Raw genomic sequence first — 19,046 nt, 5'->3', positions numbered from 1 at the left:
AATGCGCAACACACGAGAGGATTTCCGCACTCCACGGCACACTTGACCCGATGCGCGCCCCTCCCTAACGTGTCCATGAATGTGAATGACGGACAGGTAGCCGGACGTGGACGCGCCGCCCGAGCCAAGGAGACCCAGGATGCCCGCACCCCGCACCGTTCTGCTCACCGGCGCCGCAGGCGGGCTCGGCACCCTGATGCGCGGCCTGCTCCCGGAGTACGGCTACGACCTGCGCCTGTTCGACGTGCGCCCCATCGAGGACGCGCCCGAGGCGATCACCGCCGACCTCGCCGACAAGGAGGCGCTGCGCGAGGCGGTCCGGGGGGTCGACGCGATCCTGCACCTCGCCGGCATCTCCCTGGAGGCACCCTTCGAGAAGATCCTCAGGGCGAACATCGAGGGCACCTACAACCTCTACGAGGCCGCCCGCCAGGAGGGAGTGCCGCGCATCGTCTTCGCCTCCTCCAACCACGCGGTGGGCTTCACCCCGGCGCCCCAGGGAGAGGCACCCTTCGACCGGAGCGCGCTGATCCCGATCGACACCCCCCGCCGCCCTGACACCTTCTACGGCCTGTCCAAGTCCTTCGGCGAGGACCTCGCGCAGCTCTACTGGGACAAGCACGGCCTGGAGACCGTCTCCGTGCGCATCGGCTCCTGCTTCCCCGAGCCGACCGGCGTGCGCATGCTCTCGGTGTGGATGAGCCCGGCCGACGGCGCCCGCCTCTTCCACGCGGCCCTGACCGCCGAAAAGGTCGGCCACACCGTCGTCTACGGCTCCTCCGCCAACACGCGCCTGTGGTGGGACCTGACCAGCGCGCGGGCGCTCGGATACGAACCCCAGGACGACTCCGAGCCGTACGCCGAGAAGCTCGTCGCCGAGCACGGCGAGCTGGATCCGGACAACCCGGCGCACACCCACCTGGGCGGCCCCTTCGTGAGCGACCCGCCGATCTGGCCGTACTGACCGGCGGAGAACGACCCTGCGCGGTGGCGGGCGGGCACCGAACGGGCCCGCCCGCCGCCGTGTTCGGGCACGGACCCCGCCCGATCCCACGCCCGGGCAGGCAGCCCCGCAGGTCCGAGGCGGGCACACCCGACGTGGAACGGGCACACCCGGGCAGTATCGGGCAGGCAACAGGCCTGTTCAGTGCCCGGACCCCGCTGTACAAATTCCCTCATGGGCCTCACAGGGCCCGAACGGGCACACGGCGGGAGGTGCGAGGTATGGACGGCAGGACGGCGGAGGAACGCCAGCGCGAGATCGTGCGGACCGCGCGCGCCACCGGCGCGGTCGACGTCACCGCGCTCGCCGCCGAGCTGGGCGTGGCCAAGGAGACCATCCGGCGCGACCTGCGCGCCCTGGAGGACCACGGCCTGGTGCGCCGCACACACGGCGGCGCCTATCCCGTGGAGAGCGCCGGGTTCGAGACGACGCTCGCCTTCCGCGCCACCAGCCACGTACCCGAGAAGCGCCGGATCGCGGCCGCCGCGGCCGAGCTGGTCGGGGACGCGGAGACCGTCTTCGTCGACGAGGGCTTCACCCCACAGCTCATCGCCGAGAACCTGCCCGGGGACCGGCCGCTGACCGTGGTCACCGCGTCCCTGCCGGTCGCCGGCGCGCTCGCCGAGGCCGAGAACGTCTCCGTCCTGCTGCTCGGCGGCCGGGTCCGCCCCGGCACACTGGCGACCGTCGACCACTGGACGACGAAGATGCTCGCCGGTTTCGTCCTCGACCTCGCCTACCTCGGCGCCAACGGCATCTCCCGCGAACACGGCCTGACCACTCCCGACCCGGCGGTCAGCGAGGTCAAGGCCCAGGCGATCCGCGCCGCCCGGCGCACCGTCTTCGCGGGGGTGCACACCAAGTTCGGCGCGGTCAGCTTCTGCCGGTTCGCCGACATCGGCGCCCTGGAGACGATCGTGACGAGCACGCTCCTTCCGGCGGCCGAGGCCCATCGGTACGCACTGCTCGGACCCCAAGTGATCCGGGTTTGAAATCCGAACGCGTTCCCCGACCCCAACAGCACATCAGTTTGTAAATCCAACCCACCTACCAGTGGCACATCCACGCCATAATGCGCCCTTAATATCCTCATATGTGCAGGAGCGATCCATGCGAACCCAGAGCCGACGACGGCCGTCGCGAGCCACGCTCGCCCTGGCCGCCGCAGGGACGCTGCTCGCCCCGCTGCTCTCCGGCTGCTGGGTCGGTGCGGGCGGGTCCGGTTCCGGCGGCGACTCCATCAACGTCCTGATGGTCAACAACCCCCAGATGACCGAGTTGCAGAAGCTCACCGCCGCCCACTTCACCAAAGAGACCGGCATCAAGGTCAACTTCACCGTCCTGCCCGAGAACGACGTCCGCGACAAGATCAGCCAGGACTTCGCCAACCAGGCCGGCCAGTACGACGTGGCCACCCTCTCCAACTACGAGATACCGATCTACGCCCGCAACGGCTGGCTGCACGAGATGAACGGCTACGTCGCGAAGGACCCGGCGTACGACGAACAGGACGTCCTGGGGCCGATGCGCCAGTCCCTCACCGCGGACGACGGCAAGCTCTACGGCCAGCCCTTCTACGGCGAGTCGTCCTTCCTGATGTACCGCAAGGACGTCTTCGAGGCGAAGGGCCTCACCATGCCCGCGCACCCGACCTGGACCCAGGTGGCGGACCTGGCCGCGAAGGTGGACGGCGCCAGGCCCGGCATGAAGGGCATCTGCCTGCGCGGCCTGCCCGGCTGGGGGGAGCTGATGGCCCCCCTCACCACGGTCGTGAACACCTTCGGCGGCACCTGGTTCGACAAGGGCTGGAAGGCCCGCCTCGACTCCCCCGGGTTCGAGAAGGCCACCAAGTTCTACGTCGACCTCGTCCGCGCGCACGGCGAGTCCGGTGCCGCCCAGTCCGGGTTCGCCGAGTGCCTGAACAACATGACCCAGGGCAAGGTCGCCATGTGGTACGACGCCACCTCGGCGGCCGGATCCCTGGAGGCGAAGGGCTCCCCGGTCAAGGGCAAGCTGGGCTACGCCTCCGCCCCGGTCGAGCAGACCAAGTCCTCCGGCTGGCTCTACACCTGGGCCTGGGGCATCCAGAAGGCCTCCCGCAACCCCGACAAGGCCTGGAAGTTCGTCTCCTGGGCGTCCAGCAAGCAGTACGAACAGCTGGTCGGGGACACGAGCGGCTGGTCGAACGTCCCGGCGGGCAAGCGCTCGTCGACGTACGCCAACGCCGCCTACCGCGAGGAGGCCGCCGCCTTCCAGGACATGACGAAGGACGCCATCGAGAACGCCCGGCCGAACGACCCCGGTGTCCAGCCGCGCCCGGCGCCCGGCATCCAGTTCGTCGACATCCCCGAGTTCACCGACCTCGGCACCAAGGTCTCCCAGGAGATCAGCGCGGCCATCGCCGGACGCCAGTCCGTCGACTCGGCCCTGAAGAAGTCCCAGCAGCTCGCCGAGCGGATCTCCAAGGAGTACGAGGGACGATGACCGCCACCACCACGGCCCCCGTGGCCGCCGCTCCCGTACGCGCCACCCGGCCGCCCTCCGCCCGGCTGCGCGCCTGGGCCACCCGTGCCCCGCTGCTCCCCGCGCTCGTCTTCATGATCGCGGTGACCCAGCTGCCGTTCGTGGCCACGCTGGTGATCTCCTTCTTCGACTGGAACGCCCTCTACCCCAAGGCCCGCCGCTTCACCGGCCTCGACAACTACCGCCAGGTGCTGACCGACGCCGACCTGCGCCACTCGGTGTGGACGACCGTGCTGCTGACGGTGGCGGTGGTCCTGGCCAGCCTGGTCCTGGGACTGGCCCTCGCCCTGCTGCTGGACCGCAGGTTCCGCGGCCGGGGCGTGGTCCGCACGCTTCTCATAGCCCCGTTCCTGGTGGTCCCGGTGGCGGCGGCCCTGCTCTGGAAGCACGTCCTCTACAACCCCGAATACGGCCTTCTCAACGGGTTGTTGCACTATGTGGGCGGCCCACAGCCCGACTGGATCTCCAGCACCCCGCTGCTCGCGGTGGAGGCCTCCCTGGTGTGGCAGTGGACGCCCTTCATGATGCTGATCCTGCTCGCCGGACTCCAGAGCCGCGACCAGCAGCAGATCGAGGCCGCCCGGGTGGACGGCGCGAGCGACTGGCAGATCTTCCGCCACCTCACGCTGCCGCACCTACGCCGGTACCTGGAGCTGGGCGCCCTCCTCGGCTCGATCTACATCGTCCAGAACTTCGACGCCGTCTTCACCATCACGTCCGGCGGCCTGGGCACCGCCAACCTGCCGTACACCGTCTACCAGAGCTTCTACCAGGCCCACGAGAACGGCCTCGCCTCGGCCGCCGGCGTCCTGGTGGTCATCGGCTCGATCATCATCGCCACCTTCGCCCTGCGCGTGGTGTCGTCCCTGTTCCGCGAGGAGGTGTCCCGCGCATGAGCGCCATCGCCGTACGCGTCCGCCGCAAGGGCATGGGCCTCGGCCTGGTGGCCTGGCTGGCCGGCATCGTGTTCTTCCTGCCCATCGCCTGGATGGCCCTGACGTCCTTCCACTCGGAAGCCGACGCGGCCACCAACCCGCCCTCCTTCGCGGCATCGCTGACCCTCGACGGCTACCGCGAGTTCTTCGGCACGGGCGGCGGGGCGAGCCCCTGGCCCGCACTGATCAACTCCGCCGTGGCCTCGGTCGTGTCCACCCTCTTCGTCCTGCTGCTGGCCCTCCCGGCGGCGTACGCGCTGTCGATCCGGCCGGTGCGCAAGTGGACGGACGTGCTGTTCTTCTTCCTGTCCACGAAGATGCTGCCGGCCGTGGCGGGCCTGCTGCCGATCTACCTCTTCGCCAAGAACGCCGGGATGCTGGACAACATCTGGCTCCTGGTCATCCTCTACACCTCCATGAACCTGCCGATCGCGGTCTGGATGATGCAGTCCTTCCTGGCCGAGGTCCCCGTGGCGGTCATCGAGGCCGCCCGGGTGGACGGCGCGCGCCTGCCGACGATCCTCGCGCGCGTGGTGGCACCGATCGCCCTGCCCGGGATCGCCGCCACCGCCCTGATCTGCTTCATCTTCAGCTGGAACGAGCTGCTGTTCGCCCGGGTCCTCACGGGCGTGGTGGCGGAGACCGCCCCGGTCTTCCTGACCGGCTTCATCACCAGCCAGGGCCTGTTCCTGGCCAAGGTGTGCGCCGCGTCGCTCGTCATCTCCCTGCCGGTGCTCGCCGCGGGGTTCGCCGCCCAGGACAAGCTGGTCCAGGGCCTGTCGTTGGGAGCCGTCAAATGAAGGCCGCCGTCATCGAGTCCGTGGGCCGCGCCGTCGTCGCCGAGGTCCCCGACCCCACGCCCGGCCCCCGCGAGGTCGTCGTCGAGGTCGCGGCCTGCGGACTGTGCGGCACCGACCTGCACATCCTCCAGGGCGAGTTCGCGCCCAAGCTGCCGATCGTCCCCGGGCACGAGTTCGCCGGCGAGGTCGTCGGGGTCGGCACCCAGGTCACGGAGGTCTCGGTCGGCGACCGGGTGGCGGTGGACCCGTCCCTGTACTGCTACGAATGCCGTTACTGCCGCACCGGCCACAACAACCTCTGCGAGCGGTGGGCCGCGATCGGCGTGACCACGGCGGGCGGTGCGGCACAGTACGCGGTGGCACCGGTGGCCAACTGCGTCAAGCTCCCCGAGCACGTCCGCACCCAGGACGCGGCCCTGGTGGAGCCCCTGTCGTGCGCGGTGCGGGGCTACGACGTCCTGCGCTCCCGCCTCGGCGCCCACGTGCTCATCTACGGCTCCGGAACCATGGGCCTGATGATGCTGGAGCTCGCCAAGCGCACTGGCGCGGCGAGCGTGGACGTGGTGGACGTCAACCCGGCCCGGCTGGAGACGGCGCGGCGGCTGGGCGTCTCGGCGACCGCGGGCAACGCCGACGAGCTGGACCGGCCGCGGGGCTGGGACCTCGTCGTCGACGCGACCGGCAACGCGGCGGCGATCCAGGACGGACTGGACCGGGTGGCCAAGGCCGGCACGTTCCTCCAGTTCGGCGTCGCCGACTACGCGACCCGCGTGACGATCGACCCGTACCGCATCTACAACCAGGAGATCACCATCACCGGTTCGATGGCGGTGCTCCACAGCTTCGAACGCGCGGCCGAACTGTTCGCGAACGGGGTGCTGGACCCGGATCTCTTCATCAGCGACCGGATTCCCCTGGAGCGCTACCCGGAGGCGCTGGAGCAGTTCGCGGCGGGGGTGGGCCGCAAGATCGTGGTGGTGCCGTAGGGGGATTTCGCCCCCGCCGGGGGCGGAGCCCCGGTAGGGGCGGTGGGGGCGAAATCCCCGGGCCCGCCGCCCACGGTAAGGGAACGGTAAAGCGGCCCCGCTCGTTCACCCGGCATGACAGCTATGACCCCTGGCTCGAACATCCCTCTGTCCGTCTCCCGCGTGGCGGTGGACGTCGCCGCACCGGTGCGGCTCGACGTGTCGGGCCTGCTGCTCACCGCCGACGGCAAGGTGCGCTCCGACGACGACTTCATCTTCTACAACCAGCCCGCCGGCCCGGGCGTGACGTACCGCTCCGGCGGCGGCACCGCGCCCGACGCGATCATCGTCGACACCGCCGCCGTCCCTCCCGGCATCGAGAAGATCGTCGTCACGGCGAGCCCCGACGCGGCAGGACAGACCTTCCAGGGCATCGAACCGACGGCGACCATCCGCAACGCGGACGACGGGTCCGTACTGGCCACGTTCACACCGCCGCAGCTGGGCACGGAGACGGCGCTGGTCGTCGTGGAGATCTACCTGCGGGGCGGCCAGTGGAAGGCCCGCGCCGTCGGCCAGGGGTACGCCAACGGCCTGGCGGGCATCGCGACCGACTTCGGTGTGACGGTCGAGGAACCGGCCGCCGCCACCCCGGCGCCCGCCCCCCAGCCGACCGCTCCGGCTCCGGCGGCACCGGTCGCCGCTCCCCCGGCCCCCGCCGCACCCCCGGCCCCGCCCGCGCCGCCGGCCCCCGGTGCCGGGAAGATCAACCTCGACAAGGGCCGGGTCAGCCTCCAGAAGAACCAGACCGTCTCCCTCGTCAAGGGCGGCCGCCCGCTGCTGTCGCAGGTCAAGATGGGCCTCGGCTGGGAACCGGCGTTCCGTGGCAAGGACATCGACCTGGACGCCTCGGTCATCGCCTACGGCCCGCAGCGCAACCACATCGACAGCTGCTACTTCGGCAAGCTCACGATCCTGAGCGGCGCGGTGAAGCACTCCGGGGACAATCTCACCGGCGAGGGCGGCGGGGACGACGAGGTGATCACGGTCGACCTCGGGCGCCTGCCGCAGGAGGTCACCGGTCTGGTCTTCACCGTGAACTCCTTCTCCGGGCAGAAGTTCACCGAGGTCGCCAAGGCCTACTGCCGTCTCCTGGACGCCGCGACCGGCGAGGAACTGGTCCGCTTCGACCTCACCAACGCCGAATCTCAGACGGGCGTGATGATGGCCAAGCTCGTCCGGCAGTTCTCCGGCGAGTGGGACATGACCGCGATCGGCGACTTCGTGAAGGCCCGTACGGTACGGAACATGGTGAAGCCGGCCGCTCAGGCCCTCTAGGGCTGTTGCGAAAGTACCGCCTGCCCAGCGACGCCGGCACGCACTCTCGCCGGACGCCGCCGGGCCCGCCCTCCGGGCGGACGACGGGACTTTCGCAACAGGCCCCAGCAGCCGTGTGAGCAGTCGTACGACACCGGCGGGCGCCTCGGGCCGGGGCGCCCGCCGTCGGCCTACGGCCGCAGCCCCTCCGTCAGCAGGGACAGATACCGGCGGATGTGCCTGCCCTCGCCGTTCGCCAGCTCGGACGCCGTGGCCACGCCGTGCGCCAGCCGCAGAATGTCGATCGACTCGACGTCCCCGCGCAGCGTTCCCTCCTGCTGCGCCGCCTCCACCAGCCGCTGAGCCGCCTTCTTCACCGAGTTGCCGCAGGCCGTGACCACGGCGGAGCTGCCGTCCGTGACAGCGGAACCCAGCAGAGCCTTCAGGCCGCGGACCTGGATCATTCCCGCGCCGAGCTCGTTCAGCCACTCGGCCAGCGCCTCGCCGGGCGGCAGCTCCTGCGCGAGCTCGTCGGCCCGCGCCGCCAGCGCCTCGATGGCGTCGACGTACACCGCCTCCAGCAGCGCCTGCCGGGTCGGGAAGTGCCGGTAGAGCGTCCCCGAACCGACCCCCGCCCGCTTGGCGATGTCGTCGAGCGACGCGTTCTCCCCATGCTCGGCGAAGGCCTCCGCCGCCACCTTCAGCAACCGCTCGTAGTTGCGCCGAGCGTCCGCACGCATGGGCTTGACCTGCGTCATCCAGTTACTCCTTGCAAACCGGGGGCTCTCTCCGTATCTTATCGAGCATTAAACGGAGACAGTCCCCGCTTACCGCCGTGTGCTCCGCGGGCAGTCCGACCTGCCCTTTCGCGCCTCACCCGGGGACGCCACAACGGGAGAACCCATGTCCGCCCCGTCCGCACCGCCCACACCCGCCGACGCACTCTCCGCACCACCGCATCCCGCCAGACTCGGCACCGTCCTTCTCGTGATCGTGACCGCCTACTTGATGGTCGGCGTCGACTCGACCGTCGTCAATGTCGCGCTCCCCGACATCCAGCGGGGCCTGGACTTCAGCCGCACCGGCCTGTCCTGGGTCCTCAACGCCTACACGCTCGCCTTCGGCGGTCTGCTGCTGCTCGGCGGACGCGTCGGCGACATCCTCGGGCGCCGGCGCACGCTCACCGCAGGCGTCCTGCTCTTCGCCCTGTCGTCACTGCTCGGCGGACTCGCCACCGAGGGCGGCTGGCTGCTCGCGGCCCGCGCGCTGCAAGGCGTCGGCGCCGCCCTCATAGCGCCGAGCACCCTCGCCCTGATCACCACCAACTTCCCGGACGGACCGCGCCGCCACCACGCCCTGAGCGTCTACGCCTCCATGGCCGGCATCGGCGGCTCCGTCGGCCTGGTCCTCGGCGGCATGCTGACCTCCTGGGCCTCCTGGCGCTGGGCCCTGCTCATCAACGTGCCCATCGGCCTCGGCCTCGCCCTCGCCCTGCCCCGCTTCGTCACGGAGGCCCCGCGCCACGCGGGCCGGTTCGACGCGGCGGGCGCGCTGACCGGAACGGCCGGGATGACCTCGCTGGTGTACGCGTTCATCCGGGTCTCGGAGCAGGGCTGGAGCGACGGCCAGGCGCTGCTCGGCTTCGGCACGGCGGCCGCGCTGCTCGTCGGCTTCGTCCTGATCGAGGCCCGCGCCGGCCAGCCGATCATGCCGCTGCGCCTGTTCGCCGACCGGGACCGGGCCGGCGGCTATGTGAGCATCATGCTGCTGCCCGCGGGGCTGTTCGGCGCGTTCTACTTCCTCACCCTGGTCGGCCAGCAGGTCCTGGGGTTCAGCCCGTTGCGCGCGGGGTTCGCCTTCCTGCCGCTGACGCTGGTGATGTTCACGATCGTGCGCCTGGTGCCCCGGCTCCTCGCCCGGTTCGGCGTCAGGCCGGTGCTGCTCACCGGCATGGCGCTGATCACCGTGGCGAGCGCGTGGCTGTGGCGGCTGCGACCGGACGACGGCTACGTGACCGGTCTGCTCGGCCCGCTGCTGCTGATGGGCCTGGGCGTCGGCCTCAGTTTCATGCCGCTGAACGCGACGATCCTCGCCCGGATCGAACCCCGGGAAGCGGGCGCCGCCTCCGGCCTGCTCCAGACCCTCCAGTGGCTCGGCGGCACCCTCGGACTCTCTGTCCTGGTCACGGTGTTCGGCACGGCGACCCGGCACGCCACCGGCTCCCCGGCCGCCCTCCTCACCCATGGAGCGTCCCGCGCCTTCGGCACCGGAGCACTGATCGCGCTGGCTGCGCTGCTGGTGGCGGCGTTCATGATCAGGGGGCGGCGCGCGGATGCCTAGGGGCTCTCGCAACGGGCCTAGAACAGCGCGCTGTAGGCGTTGAGGGCGGGCTGGCCGCCGAGGTGGGCGTAGAGGACGGTGGAGTCGCGGCCGATCTCGCCGCGCGCGACCAGGTCGACGAGCCCGGCCATCGACTTGCCCTCGTAGACGGGGTCGGTGACCATCCCCTCCGTGCGGGCGGCCAGCCGCATCGCCTCCAGCGTGGCCTCGTCCGGGACGCCGTACACGCCCGCGTGGTACCGCTCGTCGAGCTCGACGTCCGCCTCGGTCAACGCACGTTTGACGCCGATGAGTTGTCCGGTGTCGTGGGCGATCCGGGCGATCTGCCCGCGGGTGGCGGCAGGCTCGGCCGAGGCGTCGATGCCGATCACGCGGCGGCGGCGCCCGCCCGCCTCCTCCAGCGCGGCGAACCCGGCGACCATGCCGGCCTGCGTCGACCCGGTCACCGAGCACACGATCACCGTGTCGAAGAAGACTCCCAACTCCTGTTCCTGCTCGGCCACTTCATACGCCCAGCCCGCGAAGCCCAGGCCGCCGAGCGGATGGTCCGAGGCCCCGGCCGGGATCGCGTACGGCTTGCCGCCACCCCCCTCGACCTCCCTCAGAGCCTGCTCCCAGCTCTCCTTGAACCCGATCCCGAAGCCGGCCCTCACCAGCCGTACGTCGGCCCCGGCGAGGCGACTGACCAGGATGTTGCCGACCTTGTCGTACACGGAGTCCGGCCAGTCGACCCAGCTCTCCTGCACCAGCACGCACTTGAGCCCCGCGCGGGCGGCGACGGCGGCGACCTGACGGGTGTGGTTGGACTGCACTCCGCCGATCGAGACGAGCGTGTCACAGCCCTGGGCGAGGGCGTCGGCGACCAGGTATTCCAGCTTGCGGGTCTTGTTGCCGCCGTAGGCGATCCCGGAGTTGCAGTCCTCCCGCTTGGCCCACAGGGCGGCTCCGCCGAGATGGGCGGTGAGGCGCTCCAGGGGGTGTACCGGGGAGGGCCCGAACAGCAGAGGGTAACGCTCGTACGAGGAAAGGGACATGGGTCCTCCCGGTTCAGTCGGGGTCGGCCAGGTCGGCGAGGGTGCGCCAGATGTCGGCGGTGACCCGGACCGCCTCGTCCGGGTCACCGGCCGCGCATGCCTCGATGAGCCGCTCGTGCAGCCCGGCGGAACGGCATGAGCCGCCCTCGCCGAAACGCCGTCGCTCCAGGCGGCGGATGAGCGGGGTGTAGCGGGCGACGGTGGCGGCGGCCGCGCGGTTGCCGCTCACCCGGACCAGGACGTCGTGCAGTTCGTCGTCGGCGTGCAGCGCCGCGTCCACGTCACCGGTGCGTACGGCGGCGGCGAACCGCTCGTTGGCGGCGCGCATGGCGGCCAGGTCCGCCTCCCGCAAGCGGGGTACGGCGACACGCGTGACCAGCTCGTGCAGGGCACCGACCACGGCCGCCGCGTCCCTTACGTCGGCCGCGACGACCGGGGTGACCCTGGTGTAACTCTGCGGCTTGCTCTCCAGCAGCCCCTCGTCCACCAGCCGGGAGAAAGCCTCCCGCACCGGCGCCCGCGACAGCCCGAGCCGCTCGGCGAGCTCGGCGTCGCGTACCACCGCGCCGGGTTCGAGCTCCCCGGCCACGATGGCGTCCCGGATCGATGCGTAGGCGCGGTCCCGGAGAAGGGTGCGCTGGACGGGTCGTATGGCCTCCACAACTGAAATGTTGGATATCAGTGCGCCGCTCACACAAGGGCGCGGGCAAGGGCGTGGCCCGCACCCCCGTAGAAGTGCGGGCCACGCTTCGGCGGCTCAGGCAGCCCAGGGCCAGTCAGAGCTCTGGGCCGCTTCGAGCAGCGGCACCATGCGGAAAGCCGCGTCCGAAAGGCCCCCGAAGGTGTGCCGGTTCGCCTTGCCCGACGGGCCGTGGCCCGCCCGGTAGCCGGCGAGGTTCCAGGTGTAGACCGGCACGTGCGCCGGAACCTGCTCGGTCGGGTCGCCGTAGTGATTGAAGGCGTACTGCTCGTCGGTGACGATCAGCACCCGGTCCTGCCCCCGGTAGTGGGCGCGGACCGCGCTGGTGGTGTCGGTGCCGCCCAGGTCGCGGAAGCGGCCGAGGATCTTCAGCACCGACTCGCCCTCGTGGAGATCCAGGCGCCGGCTCGTGGTGCCGAACTCGACGAGGTCAGCGTCCGCCGCCCGCAGCGCGAGCGCCGTGCCGAAGATCGCCGCCGCGTCGGCCCGATTGAGCTCCGAGCGGTCCGACAGGGGCGCCCACATGGAGCCGGAACGGTCGACGAGGACCAGGGTGCGGCCGGGCAGCGCGGGCACGTTGGCCAGCGAGTGGCCGAGCGCCTGCTCCAGCGGGTACGACCAGCGTAGCGAGGGCGCATGCCGGTACGCCGCCAGGTACCGGAAGGGGAACTGCCGCGAGCGCGCGACCTCGGCCGGGTCGCTGATCTTCGCCGCGACCCGGGCCGCGACCTCGTCACAGACGCCGGCCTGGTCGAAGTTGCGCAGGTTGCGGACCAGCGCCATGGCGCCCATGGACGGGATCACGGCCTCCCAGGCCGCCTTGTCCATCGGGCCCTGGAGCCAGCCGGCCAGCGCCTCCCAGGTCATTCCGGCCGCCGCCAGCCGCTCGGCACCGCCCTTCGACGTCACCACCGCGCGGCGCCGCTCCACCGGCAGCGCCATCAGCTCGCGGTGTGCGGTCAGGACACGGTTCGACGCGGGCGGCACGGCGGTGTCGGGGTTGTGCCGGCGGTCGAGGGCGTACTGGAACAGCTCGCCCTGCCACGGCTTGTCCGGGTCCGGCGCCGCATGCACCAGGTTGAGGATGTCGCCGAAGCGGTAGCCCTTGGACGCGGTGTCGTACTTCAGCAGCGACTTGCCGCTGTAGAGGCGGCGTACGGCGTCGGCGACCCCGCGCTTGACGGGCTTGGGGACGCTGCGGCCGTAGGTCGCGGTCCAGTAGGCGAGCAGCTCGCCGGGCTCGTCGGGCCGCTGGAGCACGGAGGCCACGACCTGCCGGTTGGCCGGGCCGTCGGTGCCGCCCGCCGTCAGGCGCGCGTGTACGTACTCGGCGGCGCCCACGATCGAGGCGGTCCGCACGTTGCCCTCGCCACGCAGCCAGCCGAGCAGGCCGGCCGTCCAGGACGGGTCGGTGACGGCGAGGTCTCGTACGAGCTTCACGAACCGGTCGTCGCGGTCCTCGGCGCGCTCGTAGAAGGTGTCCGCAGCAAAGTGGGACACCGCCAGCAGGAAGAGCTCGGAGCGCGCGTCACGCTCCCGCCCGCGGCCACCCTCGTAGGTACGGAGCACACGGCCCGTGGAGGTGACCCGCGAAGCGGGCTGCGCTCGGACGGACTTGCGGTTGAATCGCGCCATGGTGAATTCCCCCGAATTCATTGGAGTTTCGGAGGGAGGCGCAGCAAAAGGAGGGTGCCCGAGATCAGGAGTCGGCGACGGGACTTATCATCTGGCGCGTCTTCCGTTTCCGCCACACCGGCCCTGAGCCGATGACGGGATTCGAACCCGCACCCCCTGTTCCAGGGGACCAGATCCCTGAAGTATCCGCTGCCTGCGCACCGGGCACCCACCTTGTGCTGCGCCTCCCGAGATCAGGTCGGCGGCGGCATCGGATTCTCTTCGCAAAAGAAGTAGCCGCAGCCTGCGCACCGGGAGGTGCATGAAGTTTTAGGTGTCCAGAGATCGAGATCGGCGGAACCGACGTAGGTGCTCTAACCCCTGAGCTACACCGGCCTGTTGTGCCGGCGGCGGGACTCGAACCCGCGGCCGCCCCATTATGAGTGGAAGTAGGTCCTGCCTTCGCACCTGGACATGCATCACTCTAGGAGGCGGCCCGCGGGACGGGCGAGCGAATTAACTACCGCTGCTGGCGCTTCCAGGGGCCCGTGATGGCCAGCATGATGCCCGGCTCCTGGATGTTGGCGAACAGGGTGCTGCCGTCGGGCGAGAAGGTGACGCCGGTGAACTCGCTGTATTCCGGCTCCTCCTCGGTGCCGTTGTTCAGTTCGTTGCGGGCGATGGGGTAGGTGCGTCCGCTGTCTGTGGCGCCGAACAGGTGCTGGATGCCCTCGCCGTCCTCGGCGATGACGAGGCCGCCGTACGGGGAGACGGTGATGTTGTCGGGGCCGTCGAAGTTGCCTTCCACGTCCGGGTTCGGGTTCACCCCGATGCGGACCTTCAGCGTCAGCGTGCGGCGCTTGGGGTCGTAGAACCAGACCGAGCCGTCGTGCTGGACGGGGCTCTCCTCACGGGCGTACGAGGAGACGATGTACGCGCCGCCGTCGCCCCACCACATGCCCTCGAGCTTGCGGGCGCGGGTGATCTGCCCGTCGGTGAACTGCTTGCGGACGGAGGTGGCCTTGGCGTCACGGTCGGGGACGTCGACCCAGTCCACCCCGTACACCGTGCCGGGCTTCGTCGCCCGGGAGAGGTCGTCGACGAACTTGCCGCCGGAGTCGAAGCACTTGAACGCCTGGAGCACGCCGGCGTCGTCGGCGAGGGTGCGCAGCTTGCCGCGGCCGTGGTGGAAGCCCGCCGGCGGGGTCCAGCGGTAGAGCAGGCCGTTGGGGCCGGACGCGTCCTCCGTCAGGTACAGGTGGCCGCGCTTGGGGTCGACGACGACGGCCTCGTGGGCGTAGCGGCCGAGGGCCTTGATCGGCTTGGGGTCGCGGTTGGCGCGGCGGTCCTCGGGGTCGACCTCGAAGACGTACCCGTGGTCCTTGGTCATGCCGTTCTGGCCGGCCTTGTCCTCGGTCTCCTCGCAGGTCAGCCAGGTGCCCCACGGGGTGTTGCCGCCGGCGCAGTTGGTGGAGGTGCCGGCGATGCCGACCCACTCGGCGACGTGGTCGCGGCGGACCTCGACGACGGTGCAGCCTCCGGAGGCGGCGGGGTCGTAGACCAGGCCCTCGATGAGCGGCACGGGGTACTTCCAGCCGGCGCGCGGGCCCTTCAGCTCGTGGTTGTTGACCAGGAGCGTGGTGCCGCGCGGGCCGCAGAAGGTGGAGGTGCCGTCGTGGTTGGACGGGGTGAACTCACCCGACTCCAGCTTGGTCCTGCCGCTGTAGGTGATGATGCGGTACTTGAAGCCGGCGGGCAGCGCGAGGATGCCGTCGGGGTCGGGGAGCAGCGGCCCGTAGCCGACTCCGCCGTGCCCGCCGTGCGCTTCCGCGTCCGCGCTGTCGGTCTCCGTGGACGCGAGGGCGTTCGGCGCGGTGGCGAGGGCGCCGACGCTGCCCGCCAACGCCACTCCGGCCCCGGTGATCGCGGATTTCCTGGCGAAGTCCCTGCGGGTGAGCGACATGGTGTCTCCCGTGATGGTGTGCGTGCCGTGGAGGGTGGCGGACCTCGGGTCGGCGAAACAGTCCCGCCCGCCCCTGAACGGCGGTTGAACACCGGGCGACTTCACCGGACCCACTTCCATGAATCCGTAATTACTCCCCCACTGACACCAAAAGTCCCGCCGACTTCCGGCCGTTGCCGGAGACTTCATCGGCCCCCGCGCCCTTCCCGGGCGCCGGGGCCGCGCCCGGACGTCAACTCCCCTGCTGGGACCTCGGTCAACTCCCCTGCTGGGACCTCGCCTTGAACGCCGCCTTCCGGGCCTCCTTCGCTATCCGCTTGTCCGGGTGCAGGCGGCCCATGGCCTCGAGGACGTCCGCGGTGGCCGGGTGGTCCACTCGCCAGGCCGCCGCGAAGAAGCTGCTGTGCTGGCGGGCGAGGCCCTCGACGAGGGCTTGCAGTTCCTCGGAGTTGCCTTCGGCCTGGAGCTGGGCGGCGACCGTGTCGATGGTCAGCCAGAAGACCATCCGCTCGGACGGCGGCGGCACGTCGGCCGCGCCGTGCTCGCTCAGCCACACCCGGGCCAGTCCGCCGAGTTCCGCATCGTCGAGCACCTCGCGCAGCGCCGGTTCGGCCTGCGGGCCGACCAGGGACAGCGCCTGCTGGCAGCGCAGCCTGCGCAGCGGCGCGCCGGGGTCCGAGCCCCGCGCGGCGGCCAGCAGTTCGGTCGCGGCGTCGAGCGGGTCACGGCGGGTGAGCCACTGCTCGGTCTCGGCCTGGGCGGCGGCCGGCGGATAGGCGGACGTGCCGTCGAGCAGTACGTCCGCGCCCTTGTCGGCGAGGTCACCCACGGCGGGCGCCTCGAGCCCGCCCTCCAGCAGGCGCGCCCGCAGCCCGTAGATGCCGAGCGGGGTCAGCCGGACCATGCCGTAGCGGGTGACGTCGGTGTCGTCGACCGGCCCGGAGGCCTCCTCGCCGGTGTCGCCGGTGCCGTCGGGGTCCGCCATCACCGCCTCGTCGACCGGCAGGTACTCCACGAGCCCGATCGGCTCCAGCACCCGGAACTGGTCGTCCAGCCGCATCATGGCGTCGGAGACCTGCTCGAGTATGTCGTTGGTGGGCTCGCCCATGTCACCGGGCACGATCACCGAGGCGGCGAGCGCGGGCAGCGGGACGGCCGCGTCGCCGGGACCGTTCTCGCTGACGGTGAGCAGGTACAGGTTCCCGAGGACCCCGTCGAGGAACGCGGCCTCCGCCTCGGGGTCCCAGTCGAGTGACGAGAAATCGACCTCGCCGCCGGCGTCCATCGCGTCGGCCAGGTCGTCGAGGTCGGGCACGCTCGCGTCGGCGACCGCGGTCTCCAGCGCGGTCAGCCACACCGCGAGCACGTCGTGCGGGGAGCCGCCGGTCAGCCGTGCCAGCTCCTGCCCCGTGGCGACGGTGCCGGCCTCCTCGTCGAGGATCTCGACCAGACCGGTGTCCACGGCGACCCGCCAGGCCTCGCTCGCGAGGGCGGCCGCGTCGTCCCCACTCAGCGAGAGCACCTCCGCGGCGGCCGGGAGCTGCTCGTCGACCAGCCCGCCGCCGGCGTCCACGCGGGTGTCGGGTCCGGCCCAGCGGGCGAGCCGGGCGGCCCGGGAGAGCAACGGTGTGGACAGCGCGTCACGCGCCAGCTCCGCTTCGGGGTGCAGCCTGACCGGCGGCAGGGGGGAGCTGTCTGACATCGGACTCCTCGCGGTTGTCAGGGGTTCAACCGCTCAGCCTAGACGGATTTGGCCCCATGCCGCCCGGTTCATCTCCCCGTCGTCGGGCGTACATGGCCGAAACCTTGACAACTGGCCTGGCCAGGCAGGAGATTGACGCGCGTAGAAACGGGGGGACAACTGTTCACTCACTTGTTTCACGCGGCTCTACGCGTGTCACGTCGTTCCACCCAGGGCACGCTGTCCCACCCTCGTCCCGGCGCTCACGTACGTCCCCGGAGGGATCCCTTGCCGAGCAGGTCTTCCGCGCGCCTCGCCGCGCTCACCGTCGCCGCCGTATGCGGCGCGGCGGCCACCACCCAGATAGTTGCCCTCCCCACTCCCGCACACGCGGACTCCGTACGCATCCACGACGTCCAGGGCACCACCCGCGTATCGCCGTACGCCGGCCAGAAGGTGACGGACGTACCCGGCATCGTCACGGGCACCCGCACCTACGGCTCCTCCAGAGGTTTCTGGATCCAGGACCCGACCCCGGACGACAACCCGGCGACCAGCGAAGGCGTGTTCGTCTTCACCAGCGCCACCCCCAAGGTCGCCGTCGGTGACTCGGTCACGGTCACCGGCACGGTCTCGGAGTACGTGCCCGGCGGCACCTCGACCGGCAACCAGTCGCTGACCGAGATCACGAAGCCGACGGTCACCACCGTCTCCACGGGCAACGCTGTCCCGGCTCCGACGGTGATCGACGCGAAGTCGGTGCCGGACCGGTACACCCCGGCCGGCGACACCGCCGCGAGCGGTTCGGTCAACGGTCTGACCCTGGACCCGGCGAAGTACGCCCTGGACCACTACGAGTCCCTGGAGGGCATGAACGTCCAGGTCGCCGACGCCCGCGTGGTCACCGCCACCGACCCCTACAGCGAGCTGTGGGTCACGGTGAAGCCGCACGAGCACCGCAGCCGCCGCGGCGGCACGGTCTACGGCTCCTACGACTCGCAGAACACCGGCCGCATTCAGGTCCAGTCGCTGGGCTCGACCGCCGACTTCCCGAAGGCGAACGTCGGCGACACCCTCACCGGCACCACCACCGGCCCGCTGGACTACAACCAGTACGGCGGCTACACCCTCGTCGCCGGGCAGCTCGGCACCCTGAAGAGCGGCGGCCTGGAGCGGGAGACCACCCGCAAGCAGTCCCGCGGCGAGCTGGCGGTGGCCACGTACAACGTCGAGAACCTCGACCCGTCCGACGCCACCTTCGACAAGCACGCCTCCGCGATCGTGAACAACCTCCAGTCGCCCGACATCGTGTCCCTGGAGGAGATCCAGGACAACAACGGCGCCACGGACGACGGCACGGTCGACGCGAGCGTGACCGTGAACAAGCTGATCGACGCGATCGTCGCGGCGGGCGGCCCGAAGTACGAGTGGCGCTCGATCGACCCGGTCAACGACCAGGACGGCGGCGAGCCCGGCGGCAACATCCGCCAGGTGTTCCTCTTCAACCCGGAGCGGGTCTCCTTCACCGACCGCGCGGGCGGCGACTCCACCACCGCGGTGGGTGTCACCAAGGTGCACGGCAAGGCGCAGCTGACGGCCTCCCCGGGCCGGATCGCCCCCGCCGACGCGGCCTGGAACTCCAGCCGCAAGCCGCTGGCCGGCGAGTTCGTCTTCCGCGGCAAGACGGTGTTCGTGATCGCCAACCACCTCAACTCCAAGGGCGGCGACCAGGGCCTGACCGCGCAGTACCAGCCGCCGGTGCGCAGCTCGGAGGCCCAGCGGCACGCTCAGGCGACGCTCGTCAACGCGTTCGTCAAGAACATCCTCGATGTTCAGAAGAACGCGGAGGTCATCGCGCTCGGCGACATGAACGACTTCGAGTTCTCCGGCACCGCCAAGATCCTCGAGGGTGACGGCGAGCTGTGGTCGGCGATCAAGTCGCTGCCGAAGCGCGAGCGCTACACGTACGACTACCAGGGCAACGAGCAGGTCCTGGACCAGATCCTGGTGAGCCCCTCGATCCGGCGCGGCTGCGACTTCGACTACGACAGCGTGCACATCAACTCGGAGTTCAACGACCAGATCAGCGACCACGACCCGCAGGTGCTGCGGTTCCGTCCGTAGCGGACACGGGCCGAACGACGCGGGGGCCGCGGGATCGGAGGATCCCG

At 70.8% G+C, this 19,046-nt stretch carries 15 protein-coding genes; 9 read left to right on the top strand and 6 right to left on the bottom strand.

The window, feature by feature from the left end; genetic code table 11:
• Nucleotides 1-139: 139 nt before the first annotated feature.
• The 7 genes from ACWGJM_RS28950 (at nucleotide 140) to ACWGJM_RS28920 (ending at nucleotide 7,564) form a co-directional block, all read left to right on the top strand.
• Nucleotides 140-964, top strand: coding sequence for an NAD-dependent epimerase/dehydratase family protein (locus tag ACWGJM_RS28950; protein WP_453414660.1), 825 nt, complete (start codon nucleotides 140-142; stop codon nucleotides 962-964).
• Nucleotides 965-1,224: 260 nt separating this feature from the next.
• Nucleotides 1,225-1,995 carry a DeoR/GlpR family DNA-binding transcription regulator gene (locus ACWGJM_RS28945; RefSeq protein WP_453414659.1) on the top strand — a complete coding sequence of 257 codons (771 nt, stop codon included), beginning with the start codon at nucleotides 1,225-1,227 and terminating at the stop codon, nucleotides 1,993-1,995.
• A gap of 118 nt (nucleotides 1,996-2,113) precedes the next feature.
• Nucleotides 2,114-3,487 carry an ABC transporter substrate-binding protein gene (locus tag ACWGJM_RS28940; protein WP_453414658.1) on the top strand — a complete coding sequence of 458 codons (1,374 nt, stop codon included), beginning with the start codon at nucleotides 2,114-2,116 and terminating at the stop codon, nucleotides 3,485-3,487.
• Nucleotides 3,484-4,422 (top strand): carbohydrate ABC transporter permease, encoded by a 939-nt coding sequence (locus ACWGJM_RS28935; RefSeq protein ID WP_453414657.1) that lies wholly within the window; start codon nucleotides 3,484-3,486, stop codon nucleotides 4,420-4,422. Before ACWGJM_RS28940 ends, ACWGJM_RS28935 begins: the two co-directional genes overlap by 4 nt.
• Nucleotides 4,419-5,261, top strand: a complete 843-nt coding sequence (locus ACWGJM_RS28930) for a carbohydrate ABC transporter permease (RefSeq protein WP_453414656.1) — start codon at nucleotides 4,419-4,421, stop codon at nucleotides 5,259-5,261. The genes ACWGJM_RS28935 and ACWGJM_RS28930 overlap by 4 nt, the downstream gene beginning before the upstream one ends.
• Complete coding sequence (locus ACWGJM_RS28925) at nucleotides 5,258-6,247, top strand: zinc-dependent alcohol dehydrogenase family protein (protein ID WP_453414655.1); 990 nt, start codon at nucleotides 5,258-5,260, stop codon at nucleotides 6,245-6,247. Before ACWGJM_RS28930 ends, ACWGJM_RS28925 begins: the two co-directional genes overlap by 4 nt.
• A gap of 123 nt (nucleotides 6,248-6,370) precedes the next feature.
• Entirely contained in the window at nucleotides 6,371-7,564 is a 1,194-nt protein-coding gene (locus ACWGJM_RS28920) for a TerD family protein (RefSeq protein WP_453414654.1), read from the top strand.
• Between the two features lie 170 nt (nucleotides 7,565-7,734).
• Here the strand turns inward: ACWGJM_RS28920 and ACWGJM_RS28915 are convergent, their stop codons facing one another.
• Nucleotides 7,735-8,301: a TetR/AcrR family transcriptional regulator gene (locus tag ACWGJM_RS28915; protein ID WP_453414653.1), complete on the bottom strand. Its 567-nt coding sequence runs from the start codon at nucleotides 8,299-8,301 to the stop codon at nucleotides 7,735-7,737.
• A gap of 145 nt (nucleotides 8,302-8,446) precedes the next feature.
• Between ACWGJM_RS28915 and ACWGJM_RS28910 the strand changes: the two genes are divergently transcribed.
• On the top strand, nucleotides 8,447-9,883 hold the full coding sequence (locus tag ACWGJM_RS28910; protein ID WP_453414652.1) for an MFS transporter: 1,437 nt from the start codon (nucleotides 8,447-8,449) through the stop codon (nucleotides 9,881-9,883).
• 17 nt (nucleotides 9,884-9,900) lie between these two features.
• Here the strand turns inward: ACWGJM_RS28910 and ACWGJM_RS28905 are convergent, their stop codons facing one another.
• The 5 genes from ACWGJM_RS28905 to ACWGJM_RS28885 form a co-directional block, all read right to left on the bottom strand.
• On the bottom strand, nucleotides 9,901-10,917 hold the full coding sequence (locus tag ACWGJM_RS28905; protein WP_453414651.1) for a 1-aminocyclopropane-1-carboxylate deaminase: 1,017 nt from the start codon (nucleotides 10,915-10,917) through the stop codon (nucleotides 9,901-9,903).
• A 13-nt stretch (nucleotides 10,918-10,930) separates the two neighbouring features.
• The gene (locus ACWGJM_RS28900) at nucleotides 10,931-11,578 is read right to left on the bottom strand and encodes a GntR family transcriptional regulator (RefSeq protein ID WP_453414650.1); all 648 of its coding nucleotides are present in this window, start codon (nucleotides 11,576-11,578) and stop codon (nucleotides 10,931-10,933) included.
• A gap of 96 nt (nucleotides 11,579-11,674) precedes the next feature.
• Nucleotides 11,675-13,252, bottom strand: coding sequence for a TROVE domain-containing protein (locus ACWGJM_RS28895; protein ID WP_453414649.1), 1,578 nt, complete (start codon nucleotides 13,250-13,252; stop codon nucleotides 11,675-11,677).
• Nucleotides 13,253-13,751: 499 nt separating this feature from the next.
• On the bottom strand, nucleotides 13,752-15,194 hold the full coding sequence (locus ACWGJM_RS28890) for an alkaline phosphatase PhoX (protein WP_453414648.1): 1,443 nt from the start codon (nucleotides 15,192-15,194) through the stop codon (nucleotides 13,752-13,754).
• A gap of 256 nt (nucleotides 15,195-15,450) precedes the next feature.
• Nucleotides 15,451-16,896, bottom strand: a complete 1,446-nt coding sequence (locus ACWGJM_RS28885; RefSeq protein ID WP_453414647.1) for a hypothetical protein — start codon at nucleotides 16,894-16,896, stop codon at nucleotides 15,451-15,453.
• Nucleotides 16,897-17,163: 267 nt separating this feature from the next.
• Here ACWGJM_RS28885 and ACWGJM_RS28880 point away from each other — a divergent pair, with 267 nt between their 5' ends.
• Nucleotides 17,164-18,999, top strand: a complete 1,836-nt coding sequence (locus tag ACWGJM_RS28880) for an endonuclease/exonuclease/phosphatase family protein (protein WP_453414646.1) — start codon at nucleotides 17,164-17,166, stop codon at nucleotides 18,997-18,999.
• Nucleotides 19,000-19,046 lie beyond the last annotated feature (47 nt).

Source organism: Streptomyces sp. NPDC054834, from assembly GCF_053611185.1.
The sequence above is the reverse complement of the archived record's forward strand: the minus strand, read 5'-3'. Positions and strand labels throughout refer to the sequence as shown.

Excerpts from the sequence above, each read along its gene's own strand:
- ACWGJM_RS28950 (WP_453414660.1), top strand. The coding sequence starts at position 140 with ATGCCCGCACCCCGCACCGTTCTGCTCACCGGCGCCGCAGGCGGGCTC.
- ACWGJM_RS28945 (WP_453414659.1), top strand. The coding sequence starts at position 1,225 with ATGGACGGCAGGACGGCGGAGGAACGCCAGCGCGAGATCGTGCGGACC.
- ACWGJM_RS28940 (WP_453414658.1), top strand. The coding sequence starts at position 2,114 with ATGCGAACCCAGAGCCGACGACGGCCGTCGCGAGCCACGCTCGCCCTG.
- ACWGJM_RS28935 (WP_453414657.1), top strand. The coding sequence starts at position 3,484 with ATGACCGCCACCACCACGGCCCCCGTGGCCGCCGCTCCCGTACGCGCC.
- ACWGJM_RS28930 (WP_453414656.1), top strand. The coding sequence starts at position 4,419 with ATGAGCGCCATCGCCGTACGCGTCCGCCGCAAGGGCATGGGCCTCGGC.
- ACWGJM_RS28925 (WP_453414655.1), top strand. The coding sequence starts at position 5,258 with ATGAAGGCCGCCGTCATCGAGTCCGTGGGCCGCGCCGTCGTCGCCGAG.
- ACWGJM_RS28920 (WP_453414654.1), top strand. The coding sequence starts at position 6,371 with ATGACCCCTGGCTCGAACATCCCTCTGTCCGTCTCCCGCGTGGCGGTG.
- ACWGJM_RS28915 (WP_453414653.1), bottom strand. The coding sequence starts at position 8,301 with ATGACGCAGGTCAAGCCCATGCGTGCGGACGCTCGGCGCAACTACGAG.
- ACWGJM_RS28910 (WP_453414652.1), top strand. The coding sequence starts at position 8,447 with ATGTCCGCCCCGTCCGCACCGCCCACACCCGCCGACGCACTCTCCGCA.
- ACWGJM_RS28905 (WP_453414651.1), bottom strand. The coding sequence starts at position 10,917 with ATGTCCCTTTCCTCGTACGAGCGTTACCCTCTGCTGTTCGGGCCCTCC.
- ACWGJM_RS28895 (WP_453414649.1), bottom strand. The coding sequence starts at position 13,252 with ATGGCGCGATTCAACCGCAAGTCCGTCCGAGCGCAGCCCGCTTCGCGG.
- ACWGJM_RS28890 (WP_453414648.1), bottom strand. The coding sequence starts at position 15,194 with ATGTCGCTCACCCGCAGGGACTTCGCCAGGAAATCCGCGATCACCGGG.
- ACWGJM_RS28885 (WP_453414647.1), bottom strand. The coding sequence starts at position 16,896 with ATGTCAGACAGCTCCCCCCTGCCGCCGGTCAGGCTGCACCCCGAAGCG.